Origin of the sequence: Echinicola rosea (assembly GCF_005281475.1) — a bacterium.
In the GTDB taxonomy this organism is placed as follows: domain Bacteria; phylum Bacteroidota; class Bacteroidia; order Cytophagales; family Cyclobacteriaceae; genus Echinicola; species Echinicola rosea.
Map to the genome: position 1 here is coordinate 4,906,214 of NZ_CP040106.1, position 24,540 is coordinate 4,930,753.

The 24,540-nt window shown below is 44.0% G+C and carries 13 protein-coding genes and 1 CRISPR repeat array; of the genes, 7 read left to right on the forward strand and 6 right to left on the reverse strand.

Annotated elements, in window-relative coordinates; all coding sequences use genetic code 11:
* The first annotated feature begins 2 nt into the window (after positions 1–2).
* The 3 genes from FDP09_RS19135 to FDP09_RS19145 are packed head-to-tail and all read left to right on the forward strand — an operon-like array spanning position 3 to position 5,598.
* Entirely contained in the window at positions 3–2,768 is a 2,766-nt protein-coding gene (locus tag FDP09_RS19135; RefSeq protein WP_137404191.1) for a TonB-dependent receptor, read from the forward strand.
* Between the two features lie 6 nt (positions 2,769–2,774).
* Entirely contained in the window at positions 2,775–3,947 is a 1,173-nt protein-coding gene (locus FDP09_RS19140; RefSeq protein WP_137404192.1) for a DUF4249 domain-containing protein, read from the forward strand.
* A gap of 4 nt (positions 3,948–3,951) precedes the next feature.
* The gene (locus tag FDP09_RS19145) at positions 3,952–5,598 is read left to right on the forward strand and encodes a hypothetical protein (protein WP_137404193.1); all 1,647 of its coding nucleotides are present in this window, start codon (positions 3,952–3,954) and stop codon (positions 5,596–5,598) included.
* 118 nt (positions 5,599–5,716) lie between these two features.
* Here FDP09_RS19145 and ggt read toward each other — a convergent pair whose 3' ends face one another.
* Positions 5,717–7,465 carry a gamma-glutamyltransferase gene (ggt, locus tag FDP09_RS19150; protein ID WP_137404194.1) on the reverse strand — a complete coding sequence of 583 codons (1,749 nt, stop codon included), beginning with the start codon at positions 7,463–7,465 and terminating at the stop codon, positions 5,717–5,719.
* 555 nt (positions 7,466–8,020) lie between these two features.
* Here ggt and cas9 point away from each other — a divergent pair.
* The 3 genes from cas9 to cas2 are packed head-to-tail and all read left to right on the forward strand — an operon-like array spanning position 8,021 to position 13,735.
* On the forward strand, positions 8,021–12,505 hold the full coding sequence (gene cas9, locus FDP09_RS19155) for a type II CRISPR RNA-guided endonuclease Cas9 (protein ID WP_137404195.1): 4,485 nt from the start codon (positions 8,021–8,023) through the stop codon (positions 12,503–12,505).
* Positions 12,502–13,395: a type II CRISPR-associated endonuclease Cas1 gene (cas1, locus tag FDP09_RS19160; RefSeq protein ID WP_137404196.1), complete on the forward strand. Its 894-nt coding sequence runs from the start codon at positions 12,502–12,504 to the stop codon at positions 13,393–13,395. Before cas9 ends, cas1 begins: the two co-directional genes overlap by 4 nt.
* Entirely contained in the window at positions 13,388–13,735 is a 348-nt protein-coding gene (cas2, locus tag FDP09_RS19165; RefSeq protein WP_137404197.1) for a CRISPR-associated endonuclease Cas2, read from the forward strand. The genes cas1 and cas2 overlap by 8 nt, the downstream gene beginning before the upstream one ends.
* Positions 13,736–13,902: 167 nt before the next feature.
* A CRISPR array of direct repeats spans positions 13,903–16,987; the repeat unit is 46 nt; unit sequence GCTGTGATTACCATTGCAAGGTATAATTCTGAAAGCAATTCACAAC.
* A 747-nt stretch (positions 16,988–17,734) separates the two neighbouring features.
* On the opposite strand, the gene FDP09_RS19170 is transcribed toward cas2, so the two are convergent.
* Positions 17,735–18,001, reverse strand: coding sequence for a hypothetical protein (locus FDP09_RS19170; protein WP_137404198.1), 267 nt, complete (start codon positions 17,999–18,001; stop codon positions 17,735–17,737).
* A 535-nt stretch (positions 18,002–18,536) separates the two neighbouring features.
* Between FDP09_RS19170 and FDP09_RS19180 the strand changes: the two genes are divergently transcribed.
* Complete coding sequence (locus FDP09_RS19180; protein WP_137404200.1) at positions 18,537–18,983, forward strand: hypothetical protein; 447 nt, start codon at positions 18,537–18,539, stop codon at positions 18,981–18,983.
* A gap of 35 nt (positions 18,984–19,018) precedes the next feature.
* Here FDP09_RS19180 and FDP09_RS19185 read toward each other — a convergent pair whose 3' ends face one another.
* From FDP09_RS19185 to FDP09_RS19200, 4 genes are all read right to left on the reverse strand, one after another.
* Positions 19,019–20,275, reverse strand: coding sequence for an NAD(P)/FAD-dependent oxidoreductase (locus FDP09_RS19185; RefSeq protein ID WP_137404201.1), 1,257 nt, complete (start codon positions 20,273–20,275; stop codon positions 19,019–19,021).
* A gap of 154 nt (positions 20,276–20,429) precedes the next feature.
* A complete protein-coding gene (locus FDP09_RS19190) occupies positions 20,430–21,428 on the reverse strand; it encodes a 4-hydroxyproline epimerase (RefSeq protein ID WP_137404202.1) in 999 nt (332 codons plus the stop codon).
* A gap of 329 nt (positions 21,429–21,757) precedes the next feature.
* A complete protein-coding gene (locus tag FDP09_RS19195; RefSeq protein WP_137404203.1) occupies positions 21,758–23,200 on the reverse strand; it encodes an aldehyde dehydrogenase (NADP(+)) in 1,443 nt (480 codons plus the stop codon).
* The gene (locus FDP09_RS19200; RefSeq protein ID WP_137404204.1) at positions 23,200–24,111 is read right to left on the reverse strand and encodes a dihydrodipicolinate synthase family protein; all 912 of its coding nucleotides are present in this window, start codon (positions 24,109–24,111) and stop codon (positions 23,200–23,202) included. The genes FDP09_RS19195 and FDP09_RS19200 overlap by 1 nt, the downstream gene beginning before the upstream one ends.
* Between the last annotated feature and the right edge of the window lie 429 nt (positions 24,112–24,540).

Genomic DNA, 24,540 nt, shown 5'->3' on the forward strand with positions numbered 1-24,540 from the left:
CTATGAAAAACCATCTACTACGGTTACTTTTTTGCGGTGTTCTTGTCATCTTGGCACAACACACCTTGGCTCAAGACCAACAAAAAGAAACCATTTCGGGATTGTTTCCCGGGGTTCGCTTCTCACAGTTTGTCAATGTGGTAGAAAACAAGACAAGTTACCGCTTCTTTTACAGGGATATTGATGTGGACACCCTTTCGGTAAACATCAGTGCCAAGGAAAACGAGCTGGAAGATGTCTTGGACCTGATCTTCGAAAAGACAGCACTGCATTACTCCATTGATGCCCAGCAACGGGTTTTCATTCATAAAACGGAGCATTTCCACACTGCATTATCCAAAAACTTCTTCGACCCGGAGGAGTCTCCCGACAGCCTTGTCAACACACAGGACGAACGCTACTTGGACAGGGCCTACACGGGCAATAAACTATGGACCATCGGAGAGGAAGATGATCAGGGACATCGCGACTTGGCCACACTCACGGGAAGGATCTTTAGCTTAAAGAACGGTGAACCGATCATCGGAGCCGTGGTGTTTGAAAAAGAAAATTACACCAGGGCGGTAACGGATGAAAATGGTCGTTTCAGTATCACCTTGCCCAAAGGAAGGCATACCCTCCATGTGCAGCACTTGGGCCAGTATCAAGAACAGCGTCAAGTGGAACTATTGGGCGATGGAAGCTTGATAATGCAAATCGACGAAAGTATCGTTTCGCTGGATGAAGTCATCGTTAGCTCTGATCGATTATCCAATATCAACCGTACAGAAATGGGGGTGGAAACGATGTCCATTGCCTCCATGAAGAGGCTTCCTTCTGTCATGGGTGAAGTGGATGTCATCAAGAGTATCCTTACCCTACCGGGTGTAAAAACCGTCGGTGAATCCAGCGTAGGCTTCAATGTCCGAGGCGGTGCTGCTGACCAAAACTTGATCCTCCTGAACAACTCCACGGTCTATAACCCCTCCCACCTGTTTGGGTTTTTCTCCTCTTTTAATGGTGACATGGTAGAAGAAGTAGAGCTTCATAAAGCCGGCATGCCTGCCCAATATGGTGGCAGGTTGTCTTCTGTGCTGGATGTAAAAGGCAATTACGGTAACCGGGAAAAATTCCACGGAAAAGGAGGCATCGGTTTGCTTACCAGCAGGCTGACTTTTGATGGCCCCATAGGTGAGAAAACCACCTTCTTGGTCAGCGGAAGAGCTACCTACAGTGACTGGCTACTCAATCTCGTCAATGAAAAGTCTGACCTGAATGCAGCAGGAGCATCGTTTTATGACCTTAACCTAAATCTCAAGCATTATTTTAACGACAAAAACGAACTGAGCTTCTCTTCCTATTGGAGCCATGATGACTTTAACTTCGTCGCGGACACTGTCTTCAATTACAGCAATCGAAACGCCAACCTTAACTGGAAGCATTATTATAATGACCGTCTCGAAAGTGAAATCATCCTCGGGATTGACCAATACCAATTTGGCATCGAAGGATTTGAAAATCCCTTGAACGCCTATGATTTTGATTTTGACATTACCCAATATAATCTCAAAGCACATTTCACGTACGAGCATGATGACCGCCACACCTTTCATTTCGGAATGGACAATATCTATTACGACATGAACCCTGGCAATATGGTTCCTTCAAATGAAGCGTCTATCATCATCCCAGAAACCGTAAACAGGGAAAAAGCCTTGGAAACTGCTTTTTATCTTGGGGATCGCTATGAGATAAATGATAAGCTTACGGCTGATTATGGTGTTCGGTATGTCATTTACAATTTCCTGGGACCTAACCAACTGTACACTTATGCCGATGGGCTGCCCAAAAGTGAAGCGACGGTCACAGGAGAAGAATTCTATGCAAACAATGAAGTGATCAGCACCTATTCGGCTCCCGAAATTAGGGTGTCCGGACGGTACATCATTGACAATTTCACTTCTATCAAAGCTGGGTTCCATACGACCCGGCAATACATCCACTTGCTTTCAAACACCTCATCCGTAACGCCTACTGATACTTGGAAGCTAAGCGATCCCTATATCAGTCCCCAACAGGGCAATCAAATTTCCCTAGGCTTCTATAAGGACCTTTTACTGAAAGAAGACAAACTGGAAGCATCCGTAGAAGTGTATTATCGGGGGCTCAAAAACCTCATTGATTACCGAAGTGGTGCACAATTGCTCCTGAATAATGATATAGAACAAGACGTGCTCAACACTGACGGACGAGCCTATGGGCTGGAGTTTCAAGTGAAAAAATCCACCGGCAAGCTAAGCGGATGGCTGAGCTATACCTACTCCAGATCAGAGCTGCAAACTTCAGATAAGGAGCCGGCTGAAAAAGTCAATGGCGGCAGTTGGTATCCTAGCAATTTTGACCAGCCCCATTCCGTGATTTTAGCAATGAATTATGAACTCTCCAAACGTGCCAATGTTTCGCTAAACACCAACTACAGCACAGGCCGCCCGATCACGCTTCCTGTTTCAAAATTCTATTATAATGGGGCTGAACAAGTTTACTTCTCCGACAGAAATGCCTACAGGATTCCTGATTATTTCAGAATTGACCTGTCCATGAACTTGGAAGGCAACCACAAAGTGGACAAGCCGGCCCATGCTTCTTGGTCGCTGGGCGTGTATAACCTACTTGGAAGAAGTAACCCCTACTCGGTTTATTACACACCTGTAAATGGTAACCTCAGAGGCTATCAGCTGTCGATATATGCGCAGCCCATTCCCTATATTACCTACAATTTCAAATTCTAATTGGACATGAAGATAAACCAACTCCTATACCCGTTCATCATTTCCATGCTGCTACTGGTCAGTTGTCGGGAGCCCTATGACCCAGAGATCAACCAAGAAGATTTGGGAATTTTGGTAGTGGAAGGCCATATCGAGACAGGTGGAAAGGCCACCATGATCCAACTCAGCACCACCGGGTCGCTGAACGATCAACGCTCGCCATTCATGGCCATATCCAATGCGGTGGTAACTATCGAAAGCCAGTCGGGAGCGACGTACCCCCTTCCGGCTATAGCAGACGGCCAGTATTCCGCAACATACACTCTTCCGAACGACGATCTATACAGGCTGAACATCGAAATTTCTGACCAAGGACTTTACCAAAGTGAATGGCTGACACCGCTGATCACGCCAACCATCGAAGATATCGGGGTAAAGCGTAAGGACGAGAACGAACGTGCTGACGTGGAATTATATGTTTCCACCCATGGTGAGGAGGACACTAGATTCTTTACTTGGCAATACGAAGAAACGTGGATTTTCAATCCTGCGTTGCTGACTTTTTTGAAATTCGACCCTGAGCTGGATTCCGTGGTATATCGGGACCTAAGGACCGAACGGATTGACAGATGCTGGCGAACAGAGGTTTCCAACACCATCAATATCGCTTCATCTGCCCAGTATCAGGACGATTACATTTATGAAAAAGTCATCCAAACAATGCCCTTCGGATCAGAGAAATTCACTCAGCGATATTCTATCCTCGTTCACCAAACAGCCATTCCCAAAGAGGCATTCACCTTTTATGAGACCCTTGAAAAAAACACCAATGACATGGGCGATATCTTCAGCCCATTACCTTCCAACCTCAACACCAACATCCACTTTCAAGGCAATGGTGACTACAAGGCCATTGGTATGGTCACCGCTGGTGCATCCGCTTCCAAAAGGGTGTTCTTTGACCGATTGGATATAGGACACTGGATCGTATCCAATCCTTTCTATGCTGGCTGTGCATTGAACTACGATACCGTAAGCGTGGCGGAGGCCCCTCAAATTTTCTCCAGTGGCCGGGAAATCCCTGTCGTAATCATCGAAGGGGCAGTAGGCGGTGTGGCTGGTTACCGTGGCGGAAGCAGAAGATGCACCGACTGCACGCTGAGAGGCTCCAATACTCAACCTGACTTCTGGGAAAACTAAATCGATGATGAGATTAACTTTACTGCTTTTATTCGCAATATTAAGCACCAATTTATGGGCTCGACAAACCCAGCAAAATCACGTCCCACGGGAAGTTGTCCATGTCCATAGTGCCCAATCCATCGCCGTGGCTGGCGAACGGATTCCCTTATCCATCAGGATTACCATGGATCAAGCGCCTTCCTCCTCTAATTTTGCGTATGCGGACTTGATCAGTCGAAACGGAAAACGCTTTGGAGGAGCAGTAATCCCCTTGGATAAAGGAAAAGCAAATGCCTACCTTACGATCCCGGAAAACACACCTTCTGATCACTATCTTCTGAGGGTTTATTCGCGCTATGCCGCTTCCATAAATGATGCTTCCCAGTATCATCAAGAACTGATCTCGGTCATCAATCCAGCAATCCCTCCCGCACCTAAAAATACAGAAAAATCGTTTGGGGGGAAATGGGACGGTAGTACCGCAACCAACAGCATTGCCATCCAACCTGAAAGTACACGACTTACACTGGGCGAACGGTCAAGTCTCACCGTATCAGCCAGTCCAAACAGTCATGTTTCCATTTCCATTAGCAGAAAAAACCCTTTTCTCGATGACCAGCGGTTTGCCCCGGCGTTAGCTGGGACGGATACAGGAGCCAATACCGCCGACCTTTTACCGGAATTGCGAGGCCATATCATCAAAGGCACTCTGACAGAAAAAAAAGCAGACACCACCCAGCTGTATTTCCTTTCTGCCCATGGTGACCAATCGGCACTATACCTGGGCACGGCCAATAAGAAAGGGGAAATTTACTTTGACCTGGGGGCGCTGAAACATTACGAATTTCTTCTCCTCCAGTCGGACCAGGACTCGGTTCCTTTCGGCCTGAACTTGCAATTACCTTTTGCTGAAGCACCTTCTTCAGAAACCTTGAATTTCCCCCCCTTGGAGATCAATGAGAAAGACAAGGCAATTTTGGATAATTTAGTATTAAGTGCCAGCACGACCACATACTTCCTCAAACCAACTCAAAAAAAACAAGTGCCAATAGTCACTGGATACGCCCCTGACCGCGGCTACAACCTGGACGATTATAACCGATTTGAGGATTTGGCCACCACTCTCAAAGAATATATCCCCACGGTCTTGGTTCGCAAAAACAAAAAGAAATTCTTCTTTAAACTGACTAATATCCCCGAGCGGTCCGTGTTTGATGGTAATCCGCTGATCCTTGTGGACGGCATGCCCGTCTTCAACAGTCACAAGCTTGCACAGTTTAGCCCTGAAAATATCAAAAGGGCAGAAATCATCAATCGCCAGTTCTATATTCTCAGCTATGGCTTTGATGGTATTCTCAGTTTCACCTCCTACGAAAATGATTTTGGGGGCTATCCCATTCCAGAACACGCCCTATACCTGGAATACCCCCAGATCCAACAACCCGTGGATTGGCAGTTTACACCTGAGAAAAAGGACGAACATTTTCCCGACTTTAGATCCATACTGCTCTGGAAAGACAATGTCCAACTGGACAAGGAAGGAAAAATCGCCCTCCCATTTTCAGCTTCCCAAATTCCCGGAACCTATGAAATCAAGGTCAGCCTAATCACTCCCGATGGACGACAGGTATGGACAACGAGGGAGTTGGAAGTGGAAGATGGTATTTAGTATTTGGTATCAAATTAAACGAATGAAGTGGGGCTTTACGACGCCCTCAGTGACTGCTTCCAGCGATCTACATCTTCTACCTTCAAACCTTCAACTCCCCCCTTTCCCTTTCCAACGGTCAAAAACCTGCTGCCCAATCATCACCACGGGGATCTCCGGCTCCTTCCAATTGGCCATCTGCCCCGACCAAAATCGCATCCACGCGGCCTATACTGCCCCGATCTTTGATTTGGTGCCCCATTTTCTCAAGGGCTTTCTTGGTCGTAGGATCCAAGGCATCTCTTTCAGGGAAAATAAAATTGGGTTTCCACTGGTGGTGTACCCTACCGGCAGACACCGCATCGGTCATGTTCATCTCATGATCCAGCACATTTAAGACCACTTGATATACGGAGGTAATGATCGTGCTTCCACCGGGAGTTCCTACGACCATTTTGAGTTTTCCATCTTTTTCCACTATGGTGGGGGTCATGGCGCTAAGCATGCGTTTTTCAGGTTGGATAGCATTGGCTTTGCCACCGAGAAGCCCATAGACATTTGGCACACCCGGCTTACTGCTGAAATCATCCATTTCGTTATTCATTAAAAAACCGGCACCGGAAACGAAGACCTTCGAGCCATAACCCGAATTGATGGTGGTCGTCACGGAAACGGCATGGCCATTGGCATCCACAATCGAATAGTGGGTGGTTTCTTCACTTTCTTGGTAGTCCAGCTTCATGGCGAGTACCTCTTCACTATCCGTGGCTTTGGTAGGATTGATCTGCTTTACACGACTGGTAATATAGCGATCATCCAGCAGTTCCTCTTTTGGCACATCCCAAAAATCGGCATCTCCAAGGTGCTTGGCCCGATCGGCATAAACCCTCCGCTCCATCTCTGTCATCAGGTGAATGGTCTCAGGGCTGTGAAAGCCCAGATCGCCCATGGAGAAATGCTCCGACATTTTCAACAGCTGCATCAACGCTATCCCTCCACTGCTGGGAGGTCCCATGCTGTAAATGGTCGCGCCGCGATACTTACCGGTGACCGGTTCGCGCCATTTCGCTTGGTATTTGGCCATATCCTCCAGTTCGATGATGCCATTTCCAGCCTTCATCTCAGCCACCAACAATTCGGCCGTTTTTCCCTTATAAAACCCATCGCGTCCTGACTTCTGGATGCGTTTGATGGTGGCCGCCAGGTCTTTTTGGACCAGCAGCTCCCCTTCTTCCCATTCTCCGTCAAGCTTTACCAAGGGAATGACTGTGCTGTCACGGTTGTGCTCAATGAAGGTTTTTCGGTAGCGATTATAGTTATTGGCTTGCTTGGCGGTGATGGGGAAGCCACCGCGCGCCAACTTGTAAGCAGGCTGTAGCAATGTTTTCAGCGGTAAAGAACCGTATTTTGCATGGGCAGTGAGCATACCGTCCACTGATCCGGGCACACCCGAGGCCATGGGGCCTGCCAAGCTTAGCCCGTCGATGATATCACCGTTTTCGTCTTGGTACATTTCCTCGTAAGCGGCCATGGGCGCTTTCTCGCGAAAATCAAGTGACACGACTTCCCCGCTTGGCTGACGGTACATCATAAATCCGCCACCTCCAAGGTTCCCAGCAGCAGGATAGACCACGGCAAGGGCAAAATGTACCGCCACCATCGCGTCAACGGCATTTCCGCCTTTCTCCAACACTTCTATGCCCACTCTGGTGGCCTCCGGATGGGCAGATACCACCATGGCCTTGTTGCCATAAACGGTCTTGCCTTCTTGGTATTCCTTTTTGCCTATTCTGGCACAACCGGAAATGTAGGCCATGGCCACAAATAGGGCGATAAATCGAATGTATCTAAGCTTTCCAGATACGGGGTGTATCAATGTGAATTTCATAATGGGATATGCAATAATATTTTTAAGTGGATCCAATTTACTAATAAAGTCAATCAACGACTGTCCTACCTCCGCAAAAAGCACAAGATATCTGAATATTTAGATTTATTTATGACCACTGGTCAAAGATTCGCTAAAAACAGGGCTCACCACCAACTTTTGGTCAAAAAATACTCCATTTTGGGTATTTTTTCGGAAAATGAAAAGCTTTAATTTGAGGGTGAATAAAAAGAAAAGAATAATCAATAAAAAAGGCGAGTTGCCCCGCCTTAAATGTTTTCACAACGGAATAATCCTTATTGTGAATTGCTTTCAGAACAAGCAATTTACGAATTGAACCAGAATAACCAAACTACTCCTTATGAAAATTAAAAAAAAAGAATTTTTAAAGATGATTGGGATCAGCAGCTCCCAGCTAATGCTTCCGCCTTTTGGCCAAACAAGGTCCACACCTCTCCCCCGCCCACCGGCACCACCGATAATCCTAAAGGACGACTACATTCGCGGATGACATTTAGAGAGAAAAATTAATTTATATTATTAAAGTAAGATAGAATGAAAAGAATATTAGGACTCGACTTAGGAACAAATAGTATTGGATGGGCGCTGATCCAGCACGATTTCGAAAATAAAGATGGTGTCATCCAAGACATAGGCAGTCGGATTATCCCCATGGGACAGGATCTTCTTGGGAAATTTGATGCTGGCCAGTCTATTTCACAAACAGCAGAAAGGACAGGTTATAGAGGCATCAGAAGACTGTATCAGCGAGATCATTTACGTAGAGATCGACTACACCGCGTGCTGAATATTTTGGGTTTCCTTCCACAGCATTACGCAGATGCCATTGACTTCGAAAGGAAACTAGGACAATTCAAACCGGGGAATGAAGAAAAACTAAACTATAGAAAAAACACTAATGGAGTATATGAATTTATTTTTAAAGATTCATTTGGGGAAATGCTTCAAGAGTTCAAAACCAAACAACCTCAACTATTTCAGCCAAACAAAAAAGGGAAATCACCCCAAATCCCTTACGACTGGACAATTTACTATTTAAGACAAAAGGCACTCGCAAAGGCCATTTCAAAAGAGGAACTGGCTTGGGTTATCCTAAACTTTAACCAAAAAAGAGGCTACTATCAATTACGAGGTGAGGAATTGGATGGAGGCAAGGACAAACAATTCGTCCAATTAAGGGTAAAAGAGGTAGTTGACTCAGGAGAAATGGTGAAGGGCAAGCCCCTCTATGATGTTTACTTCGAAAATGGCTGGAAGTATGATCGCCAAATCACCAAAACCGAAGACTGGATAGGGAGAACCAAAGAGTTCATAGTGACCATTTCGACTTTGAATAGTGGTGAAACCAAATATTCCTATAAGGCCGTGGACTCCGAGAAAGATTGGGCTGCTATAAAGGCAAAAACGGAAAAGGACATTGAAAATTCACAAAAAACAGTCGGTGAGTTCATTTATGAAACCTTATTGGATCATCCTAGCCAAAAAATTAGAGGTGAGCTGATAAAGACCATCGAACGTAAATTCTACAAAGAGGAGTTCAAGAAAATCATTTCAACACAAGTCTCCTTACAACCCGACTTGTTTTCTCCTGAACTTTACCAAGCCTGCATTGAGGAACTATATCCCAGAAACGAAGCCCATCAATCGCAATTAAAAGGTCAGGGCTTTGAACACTTATTTACAGAAGATATTATCTTCTACCAACGACCGCTAAAAAGCAAAAAATCGGATATCTCTGAATGTCCTTATGAGTTCAGGGTGTTTAAGAGAGTGAACAGTGAAACAGGGAAAACCGAAATCACACGTCAAGGGATCAAAGCCATCCCCAAATCTCATCCCCTATTCCAAGAGTTCAGACTATGGCAATGGCTCCATAACTTACGAGTCTATCAAAAAAAGAGAACTTCTGGAGACAAAATCGAAATCGATGTGGATATCACTTCCGAACTCTTAAAGACTGAGGAAGATTGGACAGACCTATTTGATTATATGACCACCAAAAAGGAGGTAGAACAAAAGCATATTGTTAAATATTTTATTGACAAAGGCTTACTAGACAGTAAATCAAAAGATAACTATCGCTGGAATTATGTAGAAGATAAAAAATATCCAGCCTGCGACACCCAAACCCAATTTGTTTCACGCTTAAAAAAAATAAAGGGCCTTGAACCATATAGTTTACTCGCAGAAAAAACGCATTTAGGAAAAAGTGAGAGTGGTCACACCCTCAGCAGGGAAGTACAACTCTGGCATATTATCTACTCGGTGACGGACAAAAAGGAATATAAAAGTGCGTTGGAAAAATTTGCTCAAAAACACCGTATTGATGTAGATGTTTTCGTAGAATCCTTCATTAAGTTTCCTCCTTTTGAGAGTGATTACGGTAGTTACTCCAAAAAAGCTATAAAAAAACTCCTTCCACTTATGCGACGGGGAAAATACTGGGATGAGAGCGCCATTCTTGATTCTGCAAAAGAACGTATTGATGAGATCATGGAACGAGTCAACTCAATGAAGCTGGCAGATGGGTACTCAAAAAAGGAACTGACGGAGGAACTGGAAAAAGTAAGTGCTGACGATATCCCCAAACAAGTGGTAAAAAGCTTCATTCCTTACCTCAACCTGCCTTACACTGGCCTAAACACCTATCAAGCATGTTATGCAGTGTATGGCCGACATTCCGAAGTCGGGGACATTCAGCAATGGAAAACGCCCGAGGACATTGATCAATACCTTAAAAGATTTAAGCAACATTCTTTAAGGAATCCTGTAGTAGAGCAGGTAGTCTGTGAAACCCTGAGAGTGGTACGTGATATCTGGAAAAAATACAGGATAAATGATCCGCATTATCAATTTGACGAAATCCATGTGGAATTGGGCAGGGAAATGAAAAATTCAGCCGATAAGCGAAAACAACTTTCAAGCACAATCAATGAAAATGAGAACACTAACTTTCGGATCAAAGAAGTCTTAAAGGAACTAATGGAGGACCCATTGGTAGAAGGAAACGTGCGGTCTTACTCTCCAGGACAGCAAGAAATCCTAAAGCTTTATGAAGAAGGGGTTTATAAAAACCCTGACGCAAGATATGATACAGTCAGCGAAAATGAAATTCAAAAAATCAGAAGAAATAGCAATCCTTCTAAATCAGACATTCTACGATATAAGTTATGGCTTGAACAAGGCTATATTTCACCTTACACCGGAAAACCAATCCAACTTTCCAAACTCTTTACAACAGCATATCAAATAGAGCATATCATCCCCCAGTCCCGGTATTTTGACAATTCATTCGGAAATAAAATCATCTGTGAAAGTACCATCAACGAAGACAAGGACAATAAAACCGCTTACGAATATTTGAAAGCCAAAGGAGGCAGTATTATTAACGGCCATTTATTACTGAAACTGGATGAATATGAAGCTCATGTAAGCCGGTATTTTAAAAACAACAAAACCAAACTTAAAAACCTACTGAGTGAGGACATCCCTGAAGGGTTTATCAACCGACAGCTGAATGATAGTCGATATATCAGTAAATTGGTTAAAGGGTTGCTGAGCAATATCGTCAGGGAAAACAACGAAAAGGAAGCTACATCCAAAAACCTCATCCCCGTAAATGGTGCGATCACATCCAAACTTAAAAAAGATTGGGGATTAAACGACAAGTGGAATGAGCTGATCGCGCCACGATTTCAGCGCCTGAATGAATTGACAAAATCTGAAAACTATGGATTTTGGGACAATACCATCAATGCTTACCGAATACAAGTCCCAGATGACATCAGTAAAGGATTCGATAAAAAGCGAATAGACCATAGACATCACGCCCTGGATGCACTGGTAACAGCTTGCACAACTAGAAATCACACACACTATTTAAGTGCACTAAATGCAGAAAAAGAGAACCATAGCCTAAGAAGTAAGCTATTGATTAAAAACGAACATGGCCATTACACCAAAACATTTCAAATGCCATGGCAATCTTTTCCGATAGAGGCCAAAAATAAACTGGAAACAATCATCATTAGTTTCAAGCAAAACTTACGGGTAATCAATAAAGCCAACAATAAATTCTGGTCTTATAAAGATGAGATCGGAAATCTTAATATTGGCAAAAATGGTAAACCGCAGAAAAAACTCAGAAAACAAACCAAAGGTGACCATTGGGCAATAAGGAAATCGCTACATAAAGAAACAGTATCTGGCGTCGTGAATGGAATCGAAACTCCTAAAGATAAAATGGCAACATCTGTCCGTACTTCCCTAACAGAAATCAAAACCCAAAAACACATTGATAAAATTGTCGATCCACAGATAAGAAATGTCATTATTCCAAATCACTTAAAAAACTACACCGATGATAAAGGAAAAATAAACTTTGCTGATGCATTTAATCATGAAGGGATAGAGGATTTAAATAAAAACATCAATACGCTAAACGGGGGGACATTTCACCATCCTATTACTAAAGTGAAGCTTTATGAAATAGGAAGTAAATTCCAAATAGGAGAAACAGGTAACAATTCAAAAAAATATGTGGAAGCAGCAAAAGGAACTAACCTCTTTTTTGCGATATACTGGGATGAGAAGAAACAAAAAAGGACGTTTGAAACGGTTCCGCTAAATGAAGTCATCGAACACCAAAAACAGGTAGCTCATTTACCAAAACCTGAACGCTCCCCCATACAGCCAAACCCTAAAAAAGGAAAACTGCTATTTACCCTGTCCCCAAATGATCTGGTCTATGTGCCTACTGAAGAAGAGATTGAAAACCCAAGTTTGATTGATTTTTCGAATTTAAATAAAGATCAAGCTAGGAGTATCTATAAAATGGTAAGTAGTTCCGGAAACCAGTGCTTTTTCATACAAGGAACAGTTTCTAGCAGCATAAAAAACAAATTTGAATTTTCTGCTTTGAATAAAATGGAAAGAGATTTAAATGGAGCAATGATTAAGGAGAATTGTATCAAGTTAAAAGTGGACAGGTTAGGCAATATTCAGAAATCTATCTTATGATCAAACGTACGCTATTCTTCGGCAATCCCGCCTACCTCAGCACCAAAAATGAACAGTTGGTCGTCAGCTTTCCCGATGACCAGCCTGAGAAAACGGTACCTGTAGAGGACATTGGCATGATGGTGCTGGAACATCCCCAGCTCACCCTCACCAATGGCCTGATGGGAAAATTGGTCAATAATAAAGTGGCGATCGTCTCCTGCAACGGCCAGCACCTTCCCGATGGTATCCTTCTCCCCATGCACGGACACACTGAGCAAACCGAACGGATCCGTCATCAGCTCAACGCCAGCCAGCCGCTCAAAAAGAACCTTTGGCAGCAGACCGTCACGGCCAAGATCAAAAACCAAGCAGCACTGCTGGCCGATCGGGAGACACCAGTCCAGCGGTTAAATCACCTGGCCAAGTCTGTCCAGTCCGGTGATACAGGAAACAATGAAGCCCAAGCGGCTGCCTATTATTGGCAGCACATCTTTGACCTCCCGGGTTTTAACCGGGAGCAAAAGGGCATGCCGCCAAACAATCTCCTGAACTATGGCTATGCCATCCTTCGGGCGATCATTGCAAGGGCCTTGGTCAGCAGTGGGCTGTTGCCCCAAGTGGGCATCTGGCACCGCAACAAATATAACGCCTATTGCTTGGCCGATGATATCATGGAGCCGTACCGGCCCTTTGTGGACATGGTAGTGAGACATATTGTGGAAACAGAGGATACGTATGAGGAACTGAACATCCACTTGAAGAAGGAATTGCTTTCCATTCCTGCACTGGACGTTCGGATAGATGGGCAGAAGAGCCCATTAATGGTAGCCGCCAGCAGGACAACCAATTCGCTCTTTGAGTGTTTTGCCGGCATCAGTAGAAAGATCATTTATCCCGAATATGGATGAACGCTTTTATTCCAGACTTAACCAATACCGGAGTTTGTGGGTGCTAGTATTCTTTGACCTGCCGACCGACACCAAAAAGGATCGGAAAATCGCCAGTGGCTTCCGAAAGAAGCTATTGGACGACGGATTCTCCATGTTCCAGTTTTCGATCTACATGCGCTTCTGTGCCAGTCGCGAAAATGCAGACGTCCATATCAAAAGGGTAAAGGTAAACCTTCCACCCAAAGGGAAGGTGGGCATCATGTGCATTACCGACAAGCAATTTGGCATGATGGAGCTTTTCTATGGCACAAAGTTGGCCGAAAAAGAAACCCCTCATCAGCAATTGGAGCTTTTTTAGGCAAAGCTTGCTCCATTAGATTTACTATTGACACATAAAACAAGACCAAGGTAGTTACAATAGGACTTTTTGGAGAAACCACAAAAACCGAAGCAAAAAACAGGCTCATTTTTCAATCCTAAAAATGAACATAAACAACAGCATACCAACCACTTGACGTGGGGTATGCTGTGATTACCATTGCAAGGTATAATTCTGAAAGCAATTCACAACAGCTAAAAGTTAATCCAAAACTGTGTTAAAGCTGTGATTACCATTGCAAGGTATAATTCTGAAAGCAATTCACAACCAGTAACTTTTACATCCACAGCAGCATGATGCTGTGATTACCATTGCAAGGTATAATTCTGAAAGCAATTCACAACTGGTTGTATTGGTGTTGAGGAATTTACTTTGCTGTGATTACCATTGCAAGGTATAATTCTGAAAGCAATTCACAACGAGGTAAAAGAGCAACGGTTTACGGTCACAGCTGTGATTACCATTGCAAGGTATAATTCTGAAAGCAATTCACAACCAGTATATTCCTCTATATCAGTAAACTCATGCTGTGATTACCATTGCAAGGTATAATTCTGAAAGCAATTCACAACCTATGGAGGAGAAAAGGTTAGTGAGGTCGGCTGTGATTACCATTGCAAGGTATAATTCTGAAAGCAATTCACAACAACACAGACTATAAAATAAACTTTGGTCATGCTGTGATTACCATTGCAAGGTATAATTCTGAAAGCAATTCACAACGTGATAACGCCCCATACAAGCAATTTAAATGCTGTGATTACCATTGCAAGGTATAATTCTGAAAGCAATTCACAACAACCTGCTCAATGTGACTACCCCAATAATCGCTGTGATTACCATTGCAAGGTATAATTCTGAAAGCAATTCACAACTAAGCTTAGAAGAGCTTTCTGATATTGCAGGCTGTGATTACCATTGCAAGGTATAATTCTGAAAGCAATTCACAACTATTGTTTAAACGATGAAACAAAAGCACTAGCTGTGATTACCATTGCAAGGTATAATTCTGAAAGCAATTCACAACTAATTAGTGTTTTTACTATCATCAATCACTGCTGTGATTACCATTGCAAGGTATAATTCTGAAAGCAATTCACAACCTGTAATTTGCTTGAACCCAGCTTTCGGTGGCTGTGATTACCATTGCAAGGTATAATTCTGAAAGCAATTCACAACTCTTTAACTCTTTGAATCTCTAAACTTAAAGCTGTGATTACCATTGCAAGGTATAATTCTGAAAGCAATTCACAACAGCACCGAAACAGGGTATTCCAGTTCTAATGCTGTGATTACCATTGCAAGGTATAATTCTGAAAGCAATTCACAACTCAATCCAATGAGGTCCACCCCATTCAAAAGCTGTGATTACCATTGCAAGGTATAATTCTGAAAGCAATTCACAACGGAAGATGTTTGGAAAAACAGGACGTGAAAGCTGTGATTACCATTGCAAGGTATAATTCTGAAAGCAATTCACAACAGGATGCAATACAGATAGTAAAAGACTACTGCTGTGATTACCATTGCAAGGTATAATTCTGAAAGCAATTCACAACTAAAACTACCATATGGATGATTAGCTATCCGCTGTGATTACCATTGCAAGGTATAATTCTGAAAGCAATTCACAACAGTAACCGTTTGGTTTTTCACCCACAATATGCTGTGATTACCATTGCAAGGTATAATTCTGAAAGCAATTCACAACCGGGTGATACGCCAGAGCAAAGGGCTGCAAAGCTGTGATTACCATTGCAAGGTATAATTCTGAAAGCAATTCACAACTGACATTGACATATTGTAACTTCCTGGTGCGCTGTGATTACCATTGCAAGGTATAATTCTGAAAGCAATTCACAACCTGGATCGTATCTTCTTACTGGTAACGCTTGCTGTGATTACCATTGCAAGGTATAATTCTGAAAGCAATTCACAACCGCTTTCCTGGTCTATGACCTTTAGGTTAGCTGTGATTACCATTGCAAGGTATAATTCTGAAAGCAATTCACAACATGATGCTGATTTATTGCTTTAAAAAAAGGGCTGTGATTACCATTGCAAGGTATAATTCTGAAAGCAATTCACAACAAAGAAAAACACGACCGATGATAGTACACTGCTGTGATTACCATTGCAAGGTATAATTCTGAAAGCAATTCACAACTCATGGAACTTACCTTTCCGTTGGATGATGGCTGTGATTACCATTGCAAGGTATAATTCTGAAAGCAATTCACAACGACCTGAAAGAGCATTCACACCTTGTAGATGCTGTGATTACCATTGCAAGGTATAATTCTGAAAGCAATTCACAACACCTATAAGGTCCTGGGCTCCATTTATATGCTGTGATTACCATTGCAAGGTATAATTCTGAAAGCAATTCACAACACGACCCAGCAGGGAAACAATAAATTATTTGCTGTGATTACCATTGCAAGGTATAATTCTGAAAGCAATTCACAACATACTTGTGTAGGTCGTGTCGTTGTTTGTGCTGTGATTACCATTGCAAGGTATAATTCTGAAAGCAATTCACAACAGTCGATGCAATGTCTACTGGTAATTATGAGCTGTGATTACCATTGCAAGGTATAATTCTGAAAGCAATTCACAACCCAATGTTTTTTTCTGAATCATAAAAGCCGCTGTGATTACCATTGCAAGGTATAATTCTGAAAGCAATTCACAACAGGTCTGTCAAATGGAAAAGGGTTTTATCAGCTGTGATTACCATTGCAAGGTATAATTCTGAAAGCAATTCACAACCGAAAAATGGCTTATACAAAAGTATCTATAGCTGTGATTACCATTGCAAGGTATAATTCTGAAAGCAATTCACAACTGACCGTTAGCAACCAATATTGAGCCATCTGCTGTGATTACCATTGCAAGGTATAATTCTGAAAGCAATTCACAACATCCCAAATAAATAAGTGTCGCACCGTTTAGCTGTGATTACCATTGCAAGGTATAATTCTGAAAGCAATTCACAACTGAAGATGGTATAAAAGTTCCTTTGCCACGGCTGTGATTACCATTGCAAGGTATAATTCTGAAAGCAATTCACAACAAGGAAGGTAAGGTCGGGATAGAAGACTTGGCTGTGATTACCATTGCAAGGTATAATTCTGAAAGCAATTCACAACACTAAGATTAACAGCACAAGAAGAAGAAGAAGAGCTGTGATTACCATTGCAAGGTATAATTCTGAAAGCAATTCACAACAACATGGTGAGTATATTTTTTGAATACAAAGCTGTGATTACCATTGCAAGGTATAATTATTCGTGAACTTTGGTTTTTAATGGTTCTCATGAATGCTAACGCATTTATGAAAGCAATTCACAAAAAACCGTCCCCTGAGCGGAGCCTAAGGGAACGGTAGTTAGCAGAATAGGCTCCATGGCAGGTGCCATACTTTAAAAAGCGGTAGGATAAGGGAAAGTGATGTACCTACGGCACATAAGGTAAGGTTTTCCTTACTTTCAACTACTGTTACCAAGCTTGCCCACCTATGGAGGGCCTCAGGACAAACGCGTTTAGTGTTTTGAAGGGAAACAGTTTTCGTGTAGGACAGCTATCATCCGTGCCGCTGGCACTCCTTCTGGCGGTGGTGGAGGCCTTAACATCCAGCGGATGAATCCGCAGGTTACTAAACCCATCGTGCCGCTGGCACTTTCTCCAAGTTTGTACAATAGAATAGCAGCAGCCTATCGCAGAAAATACTGAAAGAGCAAGGACATCAGTTGGTCTAAAGTACTAATAAAGCATCGCACCTGTCTGCCCAAGTGGGGAGAATGATTTAGATGAGTTTAACCCGAAAAATCAATGTCGTTTAGTTAAGAAGTTTTTCCAATACGGATCGTCCATTGAGAGGATTATGGTTTTAATCCATGGCTTTTTTACACCCGTTTTATCAATGTCGTTTAGTTAAGGCCATTTCCCTGTTTTCACCTGCTAGGAGTTTCTTTTCTATTTGACTTTAACTGTATGGCTTTGGCCATTTTGGTGGATTTTATCCTTTTCCTTTTTTCCATTGATGAAAAAAGAAAGAAAAAAATCTAGGCCGGTGGTCTGCCCTTTAAAATGGAACATGGATTTACCCTGCGACCGAGATCCGTCACCCATTTTAATTTCCAGCCGATGGCTACGACCTAAAAGCGAGTGGGTCTCGCTGTTCCACGACGCGAGCCAACTCACTTTCTTAACGGCCTCCACCATCGGCTGGAAAACAGGCATACCAAGGGCCGTAAGAAGGAAGCGATACCTTTACGGGACTTATCAACTGAATTCGCCTTGCAGGTATTTGGCGTTAAGAAATTAAAAAGCGGGCGGGCAAAAAGGCAGGCTTGTTTGACGAAATGCTGACCAAAAAGAATGCTGGCTGCTAGAAAAGGAGGAGTTTGCATGAGGGAGGGTTTTAATTTTAGCCCAATAGATGCGCAGCGGCGGGGTTTTTGGGTTACTTTTTTGACCTGAAGCAAAAAAGTAACAAAGGTAAAGAGGTAAAGACCATCTTGGAATTTAGCATGAAAAATAATTAAACCCATATTTCCAGAATTTGAATTTACTGATCAGTGTTGTATATTTTTAAACTCGGTTTATATATTTGGTTTTGTCAACGCCTGTCCTGGCAGCTATTAGTTAGTTTGGAGGTGGGAACGTCCCCAGTGGCCTAAATAGGCCAATGTACCGAATTGAATAATCGATAAAGTGTTCCTATTTTTAACGAGATATAACATTCATTTGAAGCCCTCTGATCAAATCTTTAATTATGCATCCTTACTTTTCTCATTTGCTCCAGGATATTCAAGATGCCCATAAGGAGGAATCTTTTCCTAATCCCATCGACAAATCCGATATCGAGGAACATTTCCAAGAAATAGATCAGTGGCTTTCCGGTGATGCGGCACATACGCTTGGTTATTACTGTGGATTAAGCCCTGAGGATTTTCCGCCTTCCAACGATTTCTCTGACGAGGAAATCAAACACATCTGTGAAGCTTTCGAAAAAATGCTTGCATCCTGGGGTGGCATCCATGATACCCCCAATAACTTCCCAATTAGGGAGAAATACAGCCTTATCATAGGATTGCTTGAAGAAGATTTCACTCCGATAAACGGTGGCGTCTATGTCTTTGATTGGTGCACAGGATATGCTCCTGATTGCCGACTGGGGGTATATTGTAGGTGTTTGGAGTTTTGGAAAGAAGACCAGTAACTGTCTGGAGTTCACCTATGATAAAACGTTAACCTTTATAATTTCCCCGCATACCTCCCCACCGCAAAAGCGTCTGTTTTCAGCGTTCCGATTTTTCCGGTTTTGAGATCGGCGAGGAGCTTGCCGGTGGCAGGTGCCAAGCTCACGCCCATCATGCTGTGCCCTGCCCCGAAGGCCACGTTTTCCCAGCCCGGTGCCTTGCCGATATAGGGCAACCCATCTGGTGAGCAAGGACGCATGCCTTTCCATATTTTATCCTGGGAAGGAAAATCAGCCTGAAATTCAGGATAATAAGCTTTGATCGATTCAAAAATCCCCTGTACACGCCTCATATTTATCATGTCAATACGATTGGAGATTTCCATGGTGCCGCCAAAACGGACCTTGTCGCCGTAGGGACTTTGGGAAACCCTGGCTTCTGTCAGAATACTTGCTTGTTTCAGTTCCGGCGTATTGGTCAGTTCAAAGCTGTATCCTTTTCCGCCCATCATGGGAAGCCTGAACCCTAGCATCTTGGCGATTTCTCCTGACCATGAACCTGCACAGACCATCACATGGCTGCAATCAATTTTGCCTTGGGAAGTAATGACCGCCGTTATTTTGCTCCCTGCTTTCTCGACTCCCGTGATGCCCACATTGCTCTTTAACTGCACCCCATGCTCCTTCAAGTGATTTTTAAGGATGCGATAGAGGTCTTTTGGAGAGAGATGGGCATCATCCGGAAAATACACCCCGCCACGCACGTCCACCTCTTGGTTTGGCTCCAATTTTCGGATATCATCTTTGCTGAGGATCTCTGCATTCAGCCCACTTTCCCGCGCCAAATGCGCCAGTTCTGCCTCTTCTTTTTCGCCTTCCCTGGTCTTGTACAGCATCAACAGCCCACGGTCTTGTAATTTGATGGCTTCATTTCCATGGGTGGCTACAAAATCCATGTAAAGCTGCTTGCTGTACAGGCTGATTCCCTTTAGATAAGGAATGGATTGCGCCACATGCTTGGCATTAGAATGTCGGTAAAACTGAAGGCACCAATCGATCAATCGCTTATCCAGACGGGGCTGGATATAAAAGGGGCTTTTGGAAGAAAACATCCAGGAAATCCCCTTAGCAATCATACCTGGTGATGCCAAGGGCACGATGTGGCTGGGCACGATCATCCCCGCATTGCCCGTGGAGCAGTTTTCCTTCATGTCTCCTTTGTCCACGACAATCACCTCTTCACCCTGTTGCTGGAGAAAATAGGCTGTAAAAAGCCCAACAATCCCCCCTCCTATTACCACCGTTGGTTTCATATTGTTTTGTTGTAGAATTGTTTTAGTGTTGCGCTTTTATACTGTGGATAGCTATAAGGCTATTCCTTTGCTTTACACTTGGTTCTGAATCCTAGATACGTTTTACTTGATATTTTGTATTTGTCCCAATCCTTGGACAGCCTTTTTCCATTCGCTATATCACCTGAAATCCATGCACATAGGGATCATCATCATCTAAAAAGATTGTGTTATAACCGGTGATTTTGGCCCAGCCTTCTATACTAGGTATTATGGCATCAAAATCCCCCACTTTGGTTTCTCCGATAATTTCACCGGTAAACCTCGAACCAATATAGCTTTCATTGACAAATGGTTCGTTGACGTGCAATTTCCCTTGCGAATAGAGCTGTGCCATCCTGGCGGAAGTTCCGGTACCACATGGAGAGCGGTCGATGGCCTTGTCCCCATAAAACACTGCATTGCGGCCGTGGGAGCTATTGTCCAAGGTCCTGCCAATCCACTGGATATGGCTCAGGCCATTGATGCGTGGATTTTCAGGATGGACAAATTCATAGGCTTCATTAATGGCTTTACGAAGCTTTCGGCTCATCGTGATCAACTGCTCTGCGGTAAAATCCTGTAAGCCACCGAAATTTTCCTGCGGCTCCACAATCGCATAGAAATTCCCGCCATAAGATACGTCAAACGTCAGTTCTCCGAGCACATCACAATTTACTTTCAGCCCTTTGGAAATCACGAAACTGGGTACATTGGTCAATTTTACCGAAGTCACCTGTTCTCCCTCCTGCGTATAACTTACCAGCACCAATCCTGCCGGGGTTTCCAACCTTAATTTGCCAGGGGTTTTAGGTGTGATCAAGCCTTCTTCGATGGCTACCGTCACCGTGCCGATCGTACCATGCCCGCACATGGGCAGGCATCCGCTGGTTTCTATGTACAGGACCGCTACATCATTTTGCGGATCATGGGGCGGATAGAGCATCGCCCCGGACATCATATCATGTCCACGAGGTTCAAACATCAAGCCTCTCCTGATCCAATCGTAATGTTTGACAAAAAACTGCCGTTTCTCAAACATGTTTTCCCCCTCCAAAAAAGGAAGACCGCCCGTGACCACCCTCACGGGATTGCCACATGTATGGGCATCAATACAACTAAAGGTTTTTTTCATTTATTATTTCACCACTACTATTTAGGGTAATTTATACGATTGACTAATTTAAAGCTCTAAGGATTTTAAATCCTGACCAACGTATGCGTTCCAATGCTTTGTTTTCCAAATTGAAAATCTTTCTTCCTGTATTGGAGTCCGAGACTCCTCGGCTATCAGTGCAGGGGCAGAGCCCCTGCACTGATAGCCTTCGTCAACGTATTCTAAAGGACTGATCAGAAAGTGTCCTTTAGGGGATTTAGGGGCATTTTTTTTAGCGAATTCCCTTCAAAACCAACATTTCTGCTCAACCGCCAATAATGCTACCCCCACCTACTTCGTACCTTAAACTACCCCCCTGTACTCAACACTCCATCAACGGTCCTGATTATCCCCAAAGGGTTGGCTTCTTTCAGCACCTCAGGCAGCAAGCGATCCGGACAGTTCTGGAAGGCAAATGGCCGGGCAAAACGTTTGATCGCATATACCCCTACAGAGGTGCTTCGGCTGTCTGTGGTGGCGGGAAACGGGCCACCGTGCTGCATCGCGTAACCTACTTCCACACCAGTAGGCACGCCCCCGAAGAGCAAGCGTCCACATTTTTCTTGGAGGATACTGATGAGCGCTGCTTGGTCGGCCACCTCATCCTCATGGGCCCATAGCGTGATCGTTAGCTGGCCTTGCAAGGAGCTTGCTGCTTGGAGCAATGCGTCTTTGCTATCATAGGCCACCACAATCCCAAACGGTCCAAAAACCTCTTCTTGCAACACTTCCTCCTTGATCCAAGTATCCAGATCAGTAAGGGCAAGGGCGGGATGACCTGTTTCTTTTCCTGCGGCCTTTTGGATCCACTTCAGCCCGCCAGCATTCGCCAGCTTATCCAGACTTTCATTATAGGCCGTTTGGATCCCATCGTGCAACATGGCTTGGCCAGCTGTATCTGCCAAGGCTTTGCCGACTTGCTGGGCAAAGGCCTCCGCGACATCTACCGGTACAAAAATCACTCCCGGGTTGGTACAGAATTGTCCTGCTCCCAGTGTCAGAGACTGCGCATATTGACCCGCTGCTTGCTGGGGATCGGCCAATGTCTTTTCAAAGGCAATAATCGGATTGATACTGCCCATTTCGGCAAAAACAGGAATTGGTTCGGATCGACTGTTTGCCAAGTCAAAAAGCGCTTTTCCTCCTTTGAATGACCCCGTAAAGCCTACCGCTTTGATCGCAGGATGCTGTACCAGTGCTTGGCCCTCGGAAACCCCACCTTCGATGTGCTGAAAAACCCCCTCAGGAAGTCCCGCAGCCGCAATGGCCTTTTGGATCGCTTCAAATACCATCAAAGATGTCTTTGGATGGCCTGGGTGCCCTTTGTACACCACAGTACAGCCAGCCGCAAGAGCAGACACACTGTCTCCACCGGCCGTAGAAAATGCCAATGGAAAGTTACTCGCTCCAAATACTGCCACGGGGCCCAACGGCACAAGCATCCTTCTCAGGTCAGGTTTTGGCACGGGGGTTCTTTCCGGATCCCCGTGGTCTATGGTCGCTTCCAGCCAAGATCCATCTTCTACGTAAGTGGCAAAAAGACGAATCTGCCCAGTGGTCCGTCCCAATTCTCCTTCGATCCTGCCTTCCGGTAAATGGGACTCCTCACAAGCAGTAGGAACCAACGCCCCCTTAATGGCTTCTAATTGCTCGGCAATCATCCGAAGGAACCTTGCCCTATCTGCCAGAGAAGTGTTTTTGTAGTGTTTAAAAGCTGCTTCAGATTGGTAAATCACCTTATCTAGTTGCATTATATACTGGTTTTGATTTCAGTTAATTCCGGTCTGTTTTCCAAGCCGGTTTGAATGAGTTTTTCGACACGTGCCCTTTCTTCCCCGACCAAGGTCAGTCTTGGCGCACGAACGTGCTCCGTACCAATGCCGGCCATCTGCTCGGCCAGTTTGATATACTGCACTAATTTAGGATGAATATCCAGTTCTAGCAATGGTAAAAACCACCGATATATCGGCAATGCTTCCTCAATCCTTCGCTCCTTGCACAGGTCAAAAAGGACCACCGTTTCTTTTGGGAATGCACAGACCAAACCAGCGACCAATCCATCGGCTCCCATCAGCACACTTTCCATGGTAAGGGTATCGACACCACAGAGAATTTTATAGCGACCTCCAAACCTCGTTTTCATGCGGGTAACATTGGACACATCACGGGTAGATTCCTTGACAGCTTGGATATTTTCACATTCCATCAGTTCATCAAACATCTCCAAGGTGACATAGGTTTTATAATCCACCGGATTGTTATAGATCATAATAGGAAGATCCGTGGAATTTGCCACTGTCTTGAAATAGGTGACCGTTTCCCTGTGATCGGATGGATACCGCATGGGAGGAAGCAGCATCAAGGCATCCAGCCCCATTTCTTCCGCCTTTTTGGCCCAGTAGATCGCTTTGACCGTGGATCCCTCGGCAATGTTGAGCACAATGGGAACCCTTCCTGCTATCCTCTCCTTGGTCTTCTTGGTAAGTTCGACTTTCTCTTCATCTTCCAATACACTGGACTCCCCCAATGTACCTCCCAAAATCACACCGCTGACACCCGCCTCTATTTGGGCTTCCAAATTAAGGAAGAAAGTATCATAATCAATGTTGCCGTCACCATCGAATTTGGTGGTAACCGCAGGAAAAACTCCGTTCCAATTCATACGTTCAAAATTTTATCGTTCGAAACAAAGGTAGTACTTGACTACCAGTGATTATTGCACCAAATTATTGATTGTTGATACAATATTGTCTGACCGGAATTTCGAAACGGGGCAAATACATTTCGTGTTTTGAGGAAAATCATTTGCGCATAAGCTAGGCATCATTGGTGCTGCCCAGGGAAATTACAAATCCCCATTATTCCGGTTCGGGATTATAAATGCCGAACAGCTAAGTTGATGTATTTATAGCAGCTGGTGTGCCTATAGCAACTTCAACTAACGGCTAGGCTGCTAGACAGATTTGACGAAATGCTACCCAAAAATAACGCTTGCAGCTAAAGAAGGTTTACCTGGCTTTGGTCAGTAGGGGTTTGCCTGCATAAGGGCAAATCAAAAAAACGATAAAATGACATAAAAACTGATGACCTC

Bases quoted from the DNA above. Each gene is read 5' to 3' on its own strand.
- FDP09_RS19135 (WP_137404191.1), top strand. From the start codon at position 3: ATGAAAAACCATCTACTACGGTTACTTTTTTGCGGTGTTCTTGTCATC.
- FDP09_RS19195 (WP_137404203.1), bottom strand. From the start codon at position 23,200: ATGCAACTAGATAAGGTGATTTACCAATCTGAAGCAGCTTTTAAACAC.
- cas9 (WP_137404195.1), top strand. From the start codon at position 8,021: ATGAAAAGAATATTAGGACTCGACTTAGGAACAAATAGTATTGGATGG.
- FDP09_RS19200 (WP_137404204.1), bottom strand. From the start codon at position 24,111: ATGAATTGGAACGGAGTTTTTCCTGCGGTTACCACCAAATTCGATGGT.
- FDP09_RS19170 (WP_137404198.1), bottom strand. From the start codon at position 18,001: ATGCCTGTTTTCCAGCCGATGGTGGAGGCCGTTAAGAAAGTGAGTTGG.
- cas2 (WP_137404197.1), top strand. From the start codon at position 13,388: ATGGATGAACGCTTTTATTCCAGACTTAACCAATACCGGAGTTTGTGG.
- FDP09_RS19140 (WP_137404192.1), top strand. From the start codon at position 2,775: ATGAAGATAAACCAACTCCTATACCCGTTCATCATTTCCATGCTGCTA.
- FDP09_RS19180 (WP_137404200.1), top strand. From the start codon at position 18,537: ATGCATCCTTACTTTTCTCATTTGCTCCAGGATATTCAAGATGCCCAT.
- FDP09_RS19145 (WP_137404193.1), top strand. From the start codon at position 3,952: ATGATGAGATTAACTTTACTGCTTTTATTCGCAATATTAAGCACCAAT.
- FDP09_RS19190 (WP_137404202.1), bottom strand. From the start codon at position 21,428: ATGAAAAAAACCTTTAGTTGTATTGATGCCCATACATGTGGCAATCCC.
- FDP09_RS19185 (WP_137404201.1), bottom strand. From the start codon at position 20,275: ATGAAACCAACGGTGGTAATAGGAGGGGGGATTGTTGGGCTTTTTACA.
- cas1 (WP_137404196.1), top strand. From the start codon at position 12,502: ATGATCAAACGTACGCTATTCTTCGGCAATCCCGCCTACCTCAGCACC.
- ggt (WP_137404194.1), bottom strand. From the start codon at position 7,465: ATGAAATTCACATTGATACACCCCGTATCTGGAAAGCTTAGATACATT.